We start from the raw sequence: 14,098 nt of genomic DNA on the forward strand, positions 1-14,098 counted from the left end.
TATAAGGGCCAGTTCATGCTTCAGAGTAACGAATACTTTTCCGGTAAAGTGAAATCCATTGGTTTTACCAGCAGCAGCACTGGCCGCGCCAGTGTCGGCGTAATGGCGGAAGGGGAATACACCTTTGGCACCGCGGAAGCGGAAGAAATGACGGTGGTCAGCGGCGCGCTGAACGTCCTGCTGCCGGGTGAAACGGAATGGAAAGTTTACGCTGCCGGGCAAGTTTTCAACGTCCCTGGCCATAGCGAATTTCATTTGCAGGTGGCTGAGCCTACCTCTTATCTGTGCCGCTACCTGAAATAAAAAATTAGCCGGGTGGCGCTAACGCTTACCCGGCCTACGTTTTACCCGTTATCTCTGCGCTTCGCCGCCGAGACCTTCCACCAGATTCTGAATCAACGCGGCCAGCTCGCCGGTCATCAGGATGAAGTCCGCGTCAAAACGCTGGGCGTAATCTTCCCTGTCGATATCTTCGTTCTGATCGCGCAGCTCATCGCAGAACTTCAGACGCTTCACGGAGCCGTCGTCGCACATCACGAACTGAATACGCTGCTGCCAGTCGAGCGCCAGTTTGGTGACCACTTTACCCGCTTCAATGTGTACGGCGATCTCGTCGCTGACCAGATCCTGCTTCTTCGCGCGGATTACGCCACCGTCTTCCAGCAGGGCTTTCAGCTCGGCTTCATCTAGGATCTGGAAACCCTGTGCCGCAGCACCGCTGCGTACCCATTCGGTCAGCGTTAACTCAATTGGCGTTTCCAGCGCCAGCGGAACGACCGGTAACGAGCCGATGCTCTTACGCAGCAGGGCCAGCGTATCTTCTGCTTTCTTGGCGCTGGCGCAGTCCACCATGATCAGCCCGTTAACGGTGTCGATCCACATCATGGTCTGGCTGAAGCGGCTGAAGGCGCGCGGCAGCAGAGAGTGCAGCACTTCGTCTTTCAGCGAATCTTTTTCGGTCTTTTTCAGCTTGCGGCCCTGCTCGGCTTCCAGCTTGAAAATTTTCGCCTCGAGCGCCTGCTTAACCACCGGCGTCGGCAGGATTTTCTCTTCTTTACGGGCGCAGACGATGATTTGACCCGTGCTGCTGGCGTGGGTCAGTGCATCGCTTTGTGAACCCATTGGCGGAACCCAACCGGTTTTCGCCATATCCTGGCTACCGCAAGGGGAAAAGGTATAAGCGGCTAACTGTTTTTCCATCTCTTCTGCACGCAGCGAAACGTCGCGGCTGAGACGGTAAACCATCAAATTTTTGAACCACAGCATGATAATTTCCACGGCCTTGTCGTTAAATCAGCGGGCATGATAACGAATTGTCGCATCGCTTGCATTGCTAATCGGGAAGCGTGCTTCTACTCTGTTGATAATCAAAATAATGAGGAGAGTCTTGTGCGTATTGGGATCGATTTGGGCGGCACCAAAACAGAAGTTATCGCACTGAGCGAGCAGGGGGAGCAGCTGTTTCGCCATCGTCTGCCGACGCCGCGCGATGATTATCACCAGACTATCGAGACGATTGCCAGGCTGGTTGAGATGGCAGAGCAGGCGACTGGGCAAACCGGCAGCGTCGGGATGGGGATCCCGGGGTCGATCTCGCCGTATACCGGCGTGGTTAAAAATGCTAACTCCACCTGGCTCAACGGCCAGCCGTTTGATAAAGATTTAAGCGCGCGTCTGAACCGGGACGTGCGTCTGGCCAACGATGCCAACTGCCTGGCGGTCTCTGAGGCCATCGACGGCGCGGCAGCGGGTGTCCAGACCGTGTTTGCCGTTATTATCGGCACCGGCTGCGGCGCGGGGGTGGCGTTCGGGGGGCGCGCCCATATCGGCGGCAACGGCACGGCGGGCGAGTGGGGACACAACCCGCTGCCGTGGATGGATGAAGACGAGCTTAAATACCGCGCTGAAGTTCCGTGCTACTGCGGAAAACAAGGCTGTATCGAGACGTTTATCTCCGGCACCGGGTTTGCGACCGACTACCGCCGTCTGAGCGGCCAGCCGCTCAAGGGCAACGAAATCATGCGTCTGGTCGAAGAACAGGATCCTGTCGCCGAACTGGCGCTTAGCCGCTACGAAATGCGGCTGGCGAAATCGCTGGCCCACGTGGTGAATATTCTCGATCCTGACGTGATAGTGCTGGGTGGCGGCATGAGCAACGTCGATCGGCTGTACGCCACGGTGCCGAACCTGGTGAAACAGTGGGTCTTCGGCGGTGAATGCGAAACCCCGATCCGCAAAGCGCTGCACGGGGACTCAAGCGGCGTGCGCGGCGCGGCGTGGTTATGGCCAGAATAAACGTTTATTCCCTCTCCCTGTGGGAGAGGGCCAGGGTGAGGGCATCAGACCGCACGATCACCCCATTCATTCCACCGCAAACACCTTATCCAGCCTGCTATACCCCAGGCCGTTGATCTTCTTCACCTTGATCTGCACCGGAATACGCTCTTTCATCGCCTCAACGTGGCTGATCACGCCGATGGTTTTCCCGGTGGCGTTCAGCGCGTCGAGCGCATCCAGCGCGGTATCCAGCGTTTCACTGTCGAGCGTGCCGAACCCTTCATCCAGGAACAGGGAATCGATCCGCGTCTTATGACTCACCAGATCGGAAAGGGCCAGCGCCAGCGCCAGGCTGACCAGGAAGCTTTCACCGCCCGAGAGCGTACGGGTATCGCGAACCGCATCCGCCTGCCAGGTATCGACCACTTCCAGCTCCAGCGCGTCGCTGGCCTTACGCTGCAGCAGATAACGCCCGTGCAGACGGTTAAGCTGCTGGTTTGCGAGCCAGACAAGATTGTCCAGCGTCAGCCCCTGGGCGAACTTACGGAACTTGTCGCCGGTGCTGGAGCCGATCAGCGCGTTCAGGTACCCCCAGTCGTCCGCCTGGCGCGCGGTCTCTTCAATTTGCTGCATCAACGCCAACTGGTGCTGACGGTTATCGCTGTCCTGCTTAAGCTGCTGGCGGATCTCGCCCTGATGCGTGGTGTTCTCGCGCAGCCGCTGCGCCAGCTGCTGCAGCTGGCTTTGCAGCGCAGGTGCATCGGCGTCGAGCCCTTCCGGCCGCAGCGCCAGATGAGCCTGCAGCTGCTGGTTAGCCTGGCCGGAAAGGGCCGCGGCCTGCTGTATCTGGCTTTCCAGCGACTGTTTCAGCTGTGCGAGGTGGCGAATAGCGTCGTCATCCAACAGCGCGGCAAGGAACGCGTCCCGATCGGCAAAGCAGCTTGCCGAGAGCGCCGCGGTGAACTGCGTCTGCGACTGCTGCAGACGCTCTTGCTCCAGCGTCTCCTGCTGCTGTTGCGCGGTCAGCTGGCTCTGTAGCGACACGCACTCGTCGTGGATGTCGCGCCAGTTATCAGGAATAACCGGTTCGGCGTCTGCGCTGTTCGTTGCCGGAAGCGCGTCGAGCAGCGGCTTCAGGGCGTTTATGCGTTCCTGAAGCACGCCGTGCTGCGTTTGCTTCTCCTGCCACTGCGAGAATTCCGCTTCGCGGGCGTGCAGCCAGGAGGCTTCATTTCCGTCTTCAGGTACGTTGAGTGATAGCGAGAGCAGGGCGTGTTCCAGCGCCTGGCGCGCGGTAGTCAGCTGCTGCTGATACTGTCGCTCCTGCGCTTCCTGCTCGTTCAACTGGTTTTGCAGGGTCAGACGCTGGCTGAGCTGATAAAGTTGGCGCTCGTACTGTTCCTGCTCGTTCATCCATGGCGTGATATCGTCCTGAATATTCAACGCTATATTCAGGGAAGCACAGGCCTCAATCCACTCTTTAGTGAGTGCTTGCTCTTCCTGAGAGAGCGTCTGAAATTCGTCTGTCTCGCGCTGGATCTGCTGAGTCAGGGCATTAACCTGTCCCAGCACAAGCAGGCCTTCCTCTTTAAGCGCGGCGACCTCTTTTTCCAGGGCATCACGGCGGCGCTGGTTATCCGTCAGCTCAAGCGACTGGTATTGCTCAACGGCGGGATGCTCGCTGGAGCCGCATAGCGGACAGGGTTTGCCGGCCTCAAGCCGGGCACGATAGCTTTCCAGGTCTTTAATCGTCGCTTCGCGTTCGCACAGGGCCTTCAGGTCCAGATAGTGCTGGTGTTTCTCTTTGTACTGCTGGCGGCGCAGCGTCAGCGTTTCATTGAGTTTATTTTGTTCGGCCTGGGCCTTCTGCACGCTTTCACCGCTCTGGCGCAGGCGCTTTTGCAGCGGCTGATAGCGGGCATGCAGCGACGTTAGCCGCTGGCGCAGCGTGCGTGACCGGGACTGCTGCTCCATGGCCGCGCTGACCTCATCCGCCGTCAGGGTCAGCGCATTTTCCGGCATCTCAGCCAGCCTGTTGCGTAATTCACTCATCCGCGCAGCAAGCGAGGCTAACTGCGTTTTATCGCGGTTAAGCTGCGAGAACTGGGCGCGCCAGCCGGCAATCTCCTGGCCCAGCAGCCGATAGCGCTCGTGCTCCGCCAGCCACTGCGCCAGCGCCGTCAGTTCGGTCTGAAGCTGCTCGTGGTTACGCAGGGCGGTATTGCGGATACGTGAGCGCAGCGCGGTTCTGGCTTGTAAGCGAGTATTTACTTCGATAATTCGCTGCTGTGTCTGTGCCAGACGCGCGGTTTGCTCCTGCTGATGTTCCCAGAGCGGTCGAAGCTGGGCGGCGGGCAGAGCAAGCTGGAGCTTTGCCAGCTCTGGCGCAGCGTTCGTCAGCGCCTGTTGCGCCTGCAGCTGCGTCGCGGTGACGCGCTGTTGCTCGCGCACGAGCTCATCATGACGCGTAAGCCACTGAAAATCTTTCTGCTGGCTTTGCTGCTGAACCAGCAGGGTTTTCTCTTCGTCAGTAAGTGCCTGCAAACTTTGCTGTAACTGCTGCTGCTGTTCTTCGCTCAACAGCACGACGCCCGCCGCCTGCGCCTCGCACTTTTCAAGCACGCTGCGGGCGGCTTTATGTTTTTCAAACACCATGGCGGAAATCTGGCCGTAGATCTCGGTGCCGGTCAGCTCTTCCAGCAGCTCGGCACGATCGCTCGGTTTGGCATTAAGGAAGGCGGCAAACTGCCCCTGTGAGAGCAGCATCGAGCGGGTAAAGCGCCCGTAGTCCAGCCCGGTAAGCGCGGCGGTTTGCTCCAGCTTATCCGACACTTTGTCGGCCAGGATTTTGCCATCTTCACAGCGCGCCAGCTCCACGCGCGGCGCCTGCAGGTTCCCGTCCGGCTGGTTGCGCGCCCGGTTCTGGCTCCAGAAGGCGCGATAGGCGGTGCCTTTTACCTCGAACTCCACTTCTGCCAGGCATTCGGCGGTGTCGCGCGTCATCAGATCGTTTTGCGCCTGAGAGACCTTCTGCAGTCGCGGCGTTTCGTGATAAAGCGCCAGACAGATGGCGTCGAGCAGGGTAGTTTTTCCTGCTCCGGTCGCGCCGGTGATGGCAAACAGCCCGTTGCTGGCAAACGGCTCCGCGGTAAAGTCAATTTTCCACTCGCCCTTGAGTGAGTTGAGATTTTTCAGGCGCAGGCTCAAAATTTTCATGCGTTTTCTTCCTCATCATTGAGCGCATGCAGGGTATGGCTGAACAGTTCGCTGAGTCTTGCGCGCTTCGCGTCGTCAATCTCTTCCTGCGAGAGCCTGCGTTCAAACACCTCTTCAACCCGCAGTTCACTGAGCGTTTCACGTTGAGCGCTTAACAGAATTTTCTCGCGCTGCTCGCGGCTGCGGCGGACCAGTAAGACTTCGACGGGCAAATCCTCCGTCAGCGCCTGAATTTTGCGCTGCATATCGTGCAGGTAGTCATCGGTGGTGATTTCGATATCCAGCCAGACGGGGGGATCTTGTTCGACACCGCGCCACTGCTCCAGCTGGGCGGTGATGGCATCGAGATCGCCTTTCAGCACCGCCAGCGGCTGGGTGACCGGTACTTCCAGCGTCTCGACGGCGCGGAGTTTTCCCTCGCTGAAGCTCACCAGATGCACGGATTTGGCTTTGCCAGTTTCGTCAAAGCTGAGCGAAATAGGGGAGCCGCAGTAGCGGATGTGCTCGCTGCCGCCAATAACCTGCGCGCGGTGGATATGCCCGAGCGCAATGTAGTCGGCTGGCGGGAAGTTTTGCGCCGGAAAAGCATCCAGCGTGCCGATATAGATGTCACGCACGGCGTCACTTTTACTGGCCCCGACGGTGGTGAGATGCCCGGTCGCAATCACCGGAATAGGCTGGTCACCCCGCAGGGCACAGGCTTCGGCGTGCTGCTGGTGGTAATAGTCTGTGATGGCCTGTAAGAGATGTTGCTGCTTTTCTGTACCCGACAGCCCCGCCTGGCTTTGCACGATGTCCCGCGGACGTAAAAACGGTATCGGACACAGCACAGCCCCCGGCGACCCGTCGCGTTTATTCAGGATCTGTGGGGCGTGCCCGGCGCTGGCGACCACGGTGGTATTGAGAAATGCCAGGATATCGCGGGATTCATTGAGCGTGGCGACGGAATCATGGTTGCCGGCGACAATCACCAGGTGACAGCCAGTTTGCTGCAGATTCACCACGAAGCGGTTATACAGCTCACGCGCATAGCTGGGGGGCGAGCCGGTATCAAAGATGTCACCCGCCACAATAATCGCGTCCACCTCGTGCGTCCGGGCCGTTTCCAGCAGCCAGTTCAGGAACGCTTCATGTTCAGCCGCACGGCTTTTGCTGTAAAAATTTTGACCCAGATGCCAGTCCGAGGTGTGAAGTATGCGCATAGCTGATCCGTGGCAAAAAAGAGAAAGCAGGATTATAAACGTTCAGAGAAGGGAAAATAACCGCTGTAATAAAACAACGGTTTGCCCGTTATCGTGGTACTGTTTTTCATAAATCTGTCATAAATCTGACGCATAATGGCGCCGAATTACAAACTTGTAACTTAAATAAGATAAGACAGGGCAAAGTATGGCGAGACGTATTCTGGTCGTAGAAGATGAAGCTCCAATTCGTGAAATGGTGTGCTTCGTGCTCGAGCAAAACGGTTTCCAGCCGGTTGAAGCGGAAGATTATGACAGCGCAGTGAACCAGCTGAATGAACCCTGGCCCGATCTGATTCTGCTGGACTGGATGTTGCCTGGCGGCTCCGGACTGCAGTTTATCAAACACCTGAAGCGTGAAGCGCTGACCCGCGACATCCCGGTTGTGATGCTCACGGCGCGCGGAGAAGAAGAGGATCGCGTGCGCGGTCTTGAGACCGGCGCGGACGATTACATTACCAAACCGTTCTCCCCAAAAGAGCTGGTCGCCCGCATTAAAGCCGTGATGCGCCGTATTTCGCCGATGGCGGTGGAAGAGGTGATTGAGATGCAGGGGCTGAGCCTTGATCCCACCTCACACCGCGTGATGACCGGTGAAAATCCCCTCGACATGGGGCCTACCGAATTTAAACTCCTGCACTTCTTTATGACCCACCCGGAACGCGTGTACAGCCGCGAGCAGTTGCTGAATAACGTCTGGGGAACTAACGTGTATGTCGAAGACCGGACGGTTGACGTACATATTCGCCGCCTGCGAAAAGCACTGGAACTGAGCGGCCACGATCGCATGGTGCAGACGGTCCGCGGCACGGGTTATCGTTTTTCTACCCGTTTCTGAACAATGACAGGAGTGTGACGCGTGCTGGAACGTCTGTCATGGAAAAGGCTCGTCTTTGAACTGATCTTATGCTGTATTCCGGCCTTCCTTCTTGGGGCCTTTCTTGGACACCTGCCGTGGTTTCTGCTGGCGTCGGTCACCGGGCTGCTGATCTGGCATTTCTGGAACCTGCTGCGCCTCTCCTGGTGGCTGTGGGTTGACCGAAGTATGACGCCGCCGCCGGGAAGCGGCAGCTGGGAGCCGCTGCTGTACGGTCTGCATCAGATGCAGATGCGTAATAAAAAGCGTCGCCGCGAGCTGGGAAGCCTGATTAAGCGTTTCCGCAGCGGTGCAGAGTCGCTGCCGGATGCCGTGATTCTGACGACCGAAGAAGGGACGATCTTCTGGTGTAACGGCCTGGCGCAACAGCTGCTGGGCCTGCGCTGGCCGGATGACAACGGTCAAAATATCCTCAACCTTCTGCGCTATCCCGAGTTTACGCTGTACCTGAAAAAGCGTGATTTTACCCGTCCGCACAATCTGAAGCTCAATAATGGTCGCCATCTGGAGATCCGCGTGATGCCCTACAGCGATAAGCAGTGGCTGATGGTGGCGCGCGATGTTACCCAAATGCACCAGCTGGAAGGGGCGCGTCGCAACTTCTTCGCCAACGTCAGTCACGAACTGCGAACCCCGTTGACCGTGCTGCAGGGCTACCTGGAGATGATGCAGGAGCAAACGCTGGAAGGCGCGCCGCGTGAAAAAGCGCTGCACACCATGCGCGAGCAAACGCACCGGATGGAAGGGCTGGTGAAGCAGCTGCTGACGCTCTCGAAGATTGAAGCGGCGCCAACGCTGGCACTAAATGACACCATTGATGTCCCGATGATGCTGCGGGTCGTGGAGCGTGAAGCGCAGACGTTAAGCCACAAAAAGCATCACCTGACCTTTGAGGTCGACAATACGCTGAAGGTGCTGGGCAGCGAAGATGAACTGCGTAGCGCTATTTCCAACCTGGTGTATAACGCGGTGAATCATACGCCTGAGGGGACAAATATCGTGGTGCGCTGGCACCATGCCCCAACGGGGGCGGAGTTTAGCGTGGAAGACAATGGGCCGGGGATCGCGCCGGAGCATATTCCGCGTCTGACCGAGCGCTTTTACCGTGTGGATAAAGCGCGATCCCGGCAGACGGGCGGAAGCGGCCTGGGGCTGGCAATTGTGAAACACGCGGTGAATCACCACGAAAGCCGTCTCGATATTCAGAGTACGCTGGGTAAAGGAACCCGTTTCAGTTTCGTTATTCCGGAACGATTAATTGCCAAAAAGATCGCCTGACGGCAGGCGTGTCATTTTACCTTTCCACGGGTCAGCCATCGCTGGCCCGTTTGCTTTGCAGTCAAGCGAAACGCGGATGAATTTTATACGGCTGTCTGTTTTTTGTTCGCATGATTAGCCATGGGTTTTTCTTATAAACAGCGTATTATTCTAACGTGTATTTTCATGCTGGCATATTGTTCTGGTTTTGCGATCCCACCTTGCCTTTAAACGTTATAAGCGTTTAAATTGCGCCCCAGATACTGTCAGACCGACTGTATTTGCGTGGTAAATCGAAAAACTATTCTTCTCCACGCCAGGACGGGAGCATTTCCCGCTGAAATTGAGCAAATTTTCGGCTGTATCGTCCCGTCAGGGATATCGAAAATCTCAATGTTTTCAACACCACATCCACAGGCAGTAAGGTTTTATGACCCATCACTTAAAATCGCGTGACATCATCGCGCTGGGCTTTATGACATTTGCGCTGTTCGTTGGCGCAGGCAACATCATTTTCCCTCCAATGGTTGGCTTACAGGCGGGTGAACACGTCTGGACCGCCGCGTTTGGTTTCCTGATTACTGCCGTGGGTCTGCCGGTTCTCACCGTCGTCGCGCTGGCGAAAGTCGGTGGCGGTGTGGATAGCCTTAGCACCCCGATTGGTAAAGTGGCGGGCGTTCTGCTGGCAACCGTCTGCTATCTGGCCGTGGGCCCGCTGTTTGCGACCCCGCGTACGGCGACCGTTTCCTTTGAAGTGGGGATTGCTCCTCTGACCGGTGACGGCGCGATGCCGCTGTTTATCTACAGCCTGATCTACTTCGCGATCGTGATTCTGGTTTCCCTCTATCCGGGCAAACTGTTGGATACCGTGGGTAACTTCCTGGCTCCGCTCAAAATTGTGGCGCTGATTGTTCTGGCGGTAGCGGCCATCGTCTGGCCAGCGGGCCCGATTAGCGATGCGATGGATGCCTATAAAAACGCCGCGTTCTCTAACGGCTTTGTGAACGGCTACCTGACGATGGATACGCTGGGCGCCATGGTGTTTGGTATCGTTATCGTTAACGCCGCGCGTTCCCGCGGTGTGACCGAAGCGCGTCTGCTGACCCGCTATACCATCTGGGCTGGCCTGATGGCCGGTGTGGGTCTGACGCTGCTGTATCTGGCACTGTTCCGTCTGGGTTCCGACAGCGCCATGCTGGTCGATCAGAACGCCAACGGTGCGGCTATCCTGCACGCCTACGTTCAGCACACCTTCGGCGGTGCGGGCAGTATGCTGCTGGCGGCGCTCATCTTCCTGGCCTGTCTGGTCACCGCGGTTGGCCTGACCTGCGCCTGCGCAGAGTTCTTTGCACAGTATCTGCCGCTCTCTTACCGCACCCTGGTGTTTATCCTCGGCATCTTCTCTATGGCGGTGTCAAACCTCGGTCTGAGCCACCTGATTCAGGTCTCTATTCCGGTGCTGACGGCGATTTATCCGCCGTGCATCGTGCTGGTGGTGTTGAGCTTTACTCGCCCGTGGTGGAACAACTCTTCACGAATTATTGCGCCAGCCATGTTTATCAGCCTGATTTTTGGTATCCTTGACGGGATTAAAGCATCAGCTTTCGCGCACATACTGCCGGCATGGACACAGCGTCTGCCGCTGTCCGAGCAGGGTCTGGCCTGGCTGATGCCTACCGTTGTTGCACTGGTTCTGGCCATTATCTGGGACCGTGCTGCAGGGCGTCAGGTCGCATCGAACGCCCATTAATCAACGGCAACAAACTGTTTAACCACGGGGCTTAAGGCCCCGTGGTTTTTTGTTTTTTTCGTGTTGAATGGCAAGATTTAAATGGAAAGCACTAACAAACTTAAACGTGGATTGAGCACGCGCCACATCCGCTTTATGGCGCTGGGCTCTGCTATCGGCACCGGTCTTTTTTATGGCTCGGCAGATGCCATCAAAATGGCCGGTCCCAGCGTGCTGCTGGCGTACATCATCGGCGGCGTGGCGGCGTATATCATCATGCGCGCCCTCGGCGAAATGTCGGTTCACAACCCGTCTGCCAGCTCATTCTCCCGCTACGCGCAGGAAAACCTCGGCCCGCTGGCCGGGTTTATCACCGGCTGGACCTACTGCTTTGAAATCCTGATCGTGGCGATTGCCGACGTGACGGCGTTTGGCATCTATATGGGCGTCTGGTTCCCGGCGGTGCCGCACTGGATATGGGTGCTGAGCGTGGTGCTGATCATTTGCGCCGTCAACCTGATGAGCGTAAAGGTGTTCGGCGAGCTGGAGTTCTGGTTCTCCTTCTTCAAGGTCGCCACCATCATCATCATGATTGTGGCCGGTTTTGGCATCATCATCTGGGGAATCGGCAACGGCGGGCAGCCGACCGGCATCCATAACCTCTGGAGCAACGGCGGCTTCTTCAGCAACGGCTGGCTCGGCATGGTCATGTCGCTCCAGATGGTCATGTTCGCCTACGGCGGTATCGAGATTATCGGTATTACCGCCGGGGAAGCGAAAGACCCGGAGAAGTCTATTCCGCGCGCCATCAACTCGGTGCCAATGCGTATTCTGGTGTTCTATGTGGGCACCCTGTTTGTGATCATGTCCATTTACCCGTGGAACCAGGTGGGCACCAACGGTAGCCCGTTTGTTCTGACCTTCCAGCACATGGGGATTGCGTTTGCCGCCAGCATTCTGAACTTTGTGGTGCTGACCGCGTCGCTCTCCGCGATCAACAGTGACGTCTTTGGCGTGGGCCGTATGCTGCACGGCATGGCGGAGCAGGGCAGTGCGCCGAAGGTGTTCGCCAAAACCTCACGCCGCGGCACGCCGTGGGTGACCGTCGTGGTCATGACCGTGGCGCTGCTGTTCTCGGTTTACCTGAACTACATCATGCCGGAGAACGTCTTCCTGGTGATTGCATCGCTGGCGACCTTCGCGACGGTGTGGGTGTGGATCATGATCCTGCTGTCGCAGATTGCCTTCCGCCGTCGCCTGACGCCGGATGAGGCGAAAGCGCTGAAGTTCAAAGTACCGGGCGGCGTTGCGACGACCGTCGTCGGGCTGATCTTCCTGGTGTTTATCATTGCCCTGATTGGCTACCATCCGGATACCCGCATTTCCCTGTACGTGGGCTGCGCGTGGATCGTCCTGCTGCTGGTGGGCTGGGTGTTTAAATGCCGTCGCGACCGTCAGCTGGCAGAAGCGCAGTAATCTTTTTTCTCCCTCTCCCTGTGGGAGAGGGTTGGGGGGTGGGCATCAGGCCGCACTGATGCCTCCTCCTCCTTTCTCCTCCCCCAATAATCCCGATCGTGATGAGCTATCCTTAACCACCCTGTGGCAAGGTGACGTCAATTTCATCAAAGGGGATTCGTGATGTTAAACGCCTGGCACCTTCCGGTTGCCCCATTTGTTAAGCAAAACAAAGACAACCTTGTGATTACGCTCTGGCTGGCGGGGGAAAATCAGCCTGAACGCGTGACGCTCCGCGCCGAAATCGATAACGAAGAGACCGGGCTGAAAATGCACAAGCTGCGCAGCCAGCCGCAGCCGGGGATCACCGCCTGGCGGGCGAATATCGACCTGAGCCGCGGGCAGCCGCGCCGCCGCTACAGCTTCAAACTGCTGTGGAATAACCGCCAGCTGTGGTTTACCCCGCAGGGGTTTAGCCGTTTCCCGCCCGCACGGCTGGAGCAGTTTGCGGTCGATTATCCGGATAACGGCCCGCAGTGGGTTAACGACCAGGTCTTTTACCAGATTTTCCCGGACCGTTTTGCGCGCAGCGAAAAACGCACTGCCGACCAGGATAAGGTCTATCACCATCATGCGGCGGGCCATGACATTATCCTGAAAGCGTGGGACGAGCCATTAACCGCGCAGGCTGGCGGATCGACGTTTTATGGCGGCGATCTCGACGGTATCAGCGAAAAGCTGCCGTACCTGAAAAAACTGGGCGTGACGGCGCTGTATCTCAACCCGGTGTTTAAGGCCCCGAGCGTACACAAATACGATACCGAAGATTATCGCCACGTTGACGCGCAGTTTGGCGGTGACGAGGCGCTGCTGCGCCTGCGTAAGAACACCCAAAACGAAGGCATGCGCCTCATTCTTGACGGCGTGTTCAACCACAGCGGAGATTCACACGCCTGGTTTGACCGTCATAATCAGTCGATGGGCGGGGCATGTCATAACCCGGATTCGCCGCAGCGCGACTGGTACAGCTTTAACGAGGAGGGCCGTGCGCTGGACTGGCTGGGCTACCCGAGCCTCCCGAAGCTGGATTTCCAGTCGCCAACGCTTGTGAACGAGATTTACGGCGGGGAAGACAGCATCGTGCGTCACTGGCTGAAGGCGCCGTGGAATATGGACGGCTGGCGCCTGGACGTGGTGCATATGCTCGGCGAAGCGGGCGGGGCGCGGAATAACCTTCAGCACGTCGCCGGGATTACGCGCTCGGCAAAAGTAGCCCAGCCGGAGGCGTTCGTCTTTGGCGAGCACTTTGGCGACGCGCGCCAGTGGCTGCAGAACGATGCGGAAGATGCGGCGATGAACTATCGCGGCTTTACCTTCCCGCTGTGGGGATTCCTCGCTAACACCGATATCTCCTACGATCCGAATCATATCGACGCTGAAACCTGCATGGCGTGGATGGAGAACTACCGCGCCGGCCTGTCGCATCAGCAGCAGCTGCGGATGTTTAACCAGCTCGATAGCCACGATACCGCGCGCTTTAAATCCCTGCTGGGCAAGGATGTCGCGCGTCTGCCGCTGGCGGTGACCTGGCTCTTCACCTGGCCGGGCGTACCGTGCATCTACTACGGAGACGAGGTGGGGCTGGACGGCAACAACGATCCGTTCTGCCGCAAAACTTTCCCGTGGGAGCCAGCGAAACAGGACAAGGTGCTGTTCAGCCTGTATCAGCGGCTGGCAAAGCTGCGTAAGCAGAGTCTCGCCCTGCGCTACGGCGGCTGTCAGGTGCTGTACGCCCACGATAACGTGGTGGTATTTGCTCGCGTTTATAACCAGCAGCGCGTGCTGGTGGCCATCAACCGGGGCGAGGCCTGCGAAGTGGTGCTGGATGATTCACCGCTGCTGAAGGTGGTTATGTGGAAGAATAAAGAGGGCAAGGCGACGATACAGGACGGCGTGCTGGCGCTGCCTGCGGTATCCGCAACGATCTGGTCCGGCAGCTAAGACCTGCTAATGTTTCCACCTTTTAAGATGGCGCAAATGCAACGA

General features: G+C 57.7%; 10 protein-coding genes. 7 read left to right on the plus strand and 3 right to left on the minus strand.

Features of this window, described 5'->3' with window-relative positions; translation table 11 throughout:
* The first annotated feature begins 15 nt into the window (after positions 1-15).
* Positions 16-303, plus strand: coding sequence for a pyrimidine/purine nucleoside phosphorylase (ppnP, locus tag AC0TNG_RS12240; RefSeq protein ID WP_008503270.1), 288 nt, complete (start codon positions 16-18; stop codon positions 301-303).
* Positions 304-351: 48 nt separating this feature from the next.
* Here the strand turns inward: ppnP and rdgC are convergent, their stop codons facing one another.
* Positions 352-1,266: a recombination-associated protein RdgC gene (gene rdgC, locus AC0TNG_RS12245; protein ID WP_023310540.1), complete on the minus strand. Its 915-nt coding sequence runs from the start codon at positions 1,264-1,266 to the stop codon at positions 352-354.
* Positions 1,267-1,389: 123 nt separating this feature from the next.
* Here rdgC and mak point away from each other — a divergent pair, with 123 nt between their 5' ends.
* Complete coding sequence (mak, locus tag AC0TNG_RS12250; protein WP_024906792.1) at positions 1,390-2,295, plus strand: fructokinase; 906 nt, start codon at positions 1,390-1,392, stop codon at positions 2,293-2,295.
* A gap of 66 nt (positions 2,296-2,361) precedes the next feature.
* Here mak and sbcC read toward each other — a convergent pair whose 3' ends face one another.
* The gene (sbcC, locus tag AC0TNG_RS12255) at positions 2,362-5,493 is read right to left on the minus strand and encodes an exonuclease subunit SbcC (protein WP_473713234.1); all 3,132 of its coding nucleotides are present in this window, start codon (positions 5,491-5,493) and stop codon (positions 2,362-2,364) included.
* Complete coding sequence (gene sbcD, locus AC0TNG_RS12260; RefSeq protein WP_463727013.1) at positions 5,490-6,695, minus strand: exonuclease subunit SbcD; 1,206 nt, start codon at positions 6,693-6,695, stop codon at positions 5,490-5,492. The genes sbcC and sbcD overlap by 4 nt, the downstream gene beginning before the upstream one ends.
* Positions 6,696-6,882: 187 nt before the next feature.
* On the opposite strand from sbcD, the gene phoB reads away from it, so the two are divergent.
* From phoB to malZ, 5 genes are all read left to right on the plus strand, one after another.
* Positions 6,883-7,572 carry a phosphate response regulator transcription factor PhoB gene (phoB, locus tag AC0TNG_RS12265; RefSeq protein WP_008503265.1) on the plus strand — a complete coding sequence of 230 codons (690 nt, stop codon included), beginning with the start codon at positions 6,883-6,885 and terminating at the stop codon, positions 7,570-7,572.
* Between the two features lie 21 nt (positions 7,573-7,593).
* Positions 7,594-8,889 (plus strand): phosphate regulon sensor histidine kinase PhoR, encoded by a 1,296-nt coding sequence (phoR, locus tag AC0TNG_RS12270; protein WP_023310544.1) that lies wholly within the window; start codon positions 7,594-7,596, stop codon positions 8,887-8,889.
* Between the two features lie 409 nt (positions 8,890-9,298).
* Complete coding sequence (brnQ, locus tag AC0TNG_RS12275) at positions 9,299-10,618, plus strand: branched-chain amino acid transporter carrier protein BrnQ (RefSeq protein WP_024906795.1); 1,320 nt, start codon at positions 9,299-9,301, stop codon at positions 10,616-10,618.
* A gap of 81 nt (positions 10,619-10,699) precedes the next feature.
* Positions 10,700-12,073 (plus strand): proline-specific permease ProY, encoded by a 1,374-nt coding sequence (gene proY / locus AC0TNG_RS12280; RefSeq protein ID WP_024906796.1) that lies wholly within the window; start codon positions 10,700-10,702, stop codon positions 12,071-12,073.
* 162 nt (positions 12,074-12,235) lie between these two features.
* Positions 12,236-14,053: a maltodextrin glucosidase gene (gene malZ, locus AC0TNG_RS12285; RefSeq protein ID WP_024906797.1), complete on the plus strand. Its 1,818-nt coding sequence runs from the start codon at positions 12,236-12,238 to the stop codon at positions 14,051-14,053.
* The last annotated feature ends 45 nt before the right edge of the window (positions 14,054-14,098 follow it).

The sequence above is a fragment of the Enterobacter sp. PL_is514 genome (assembly GCF_055816715.1).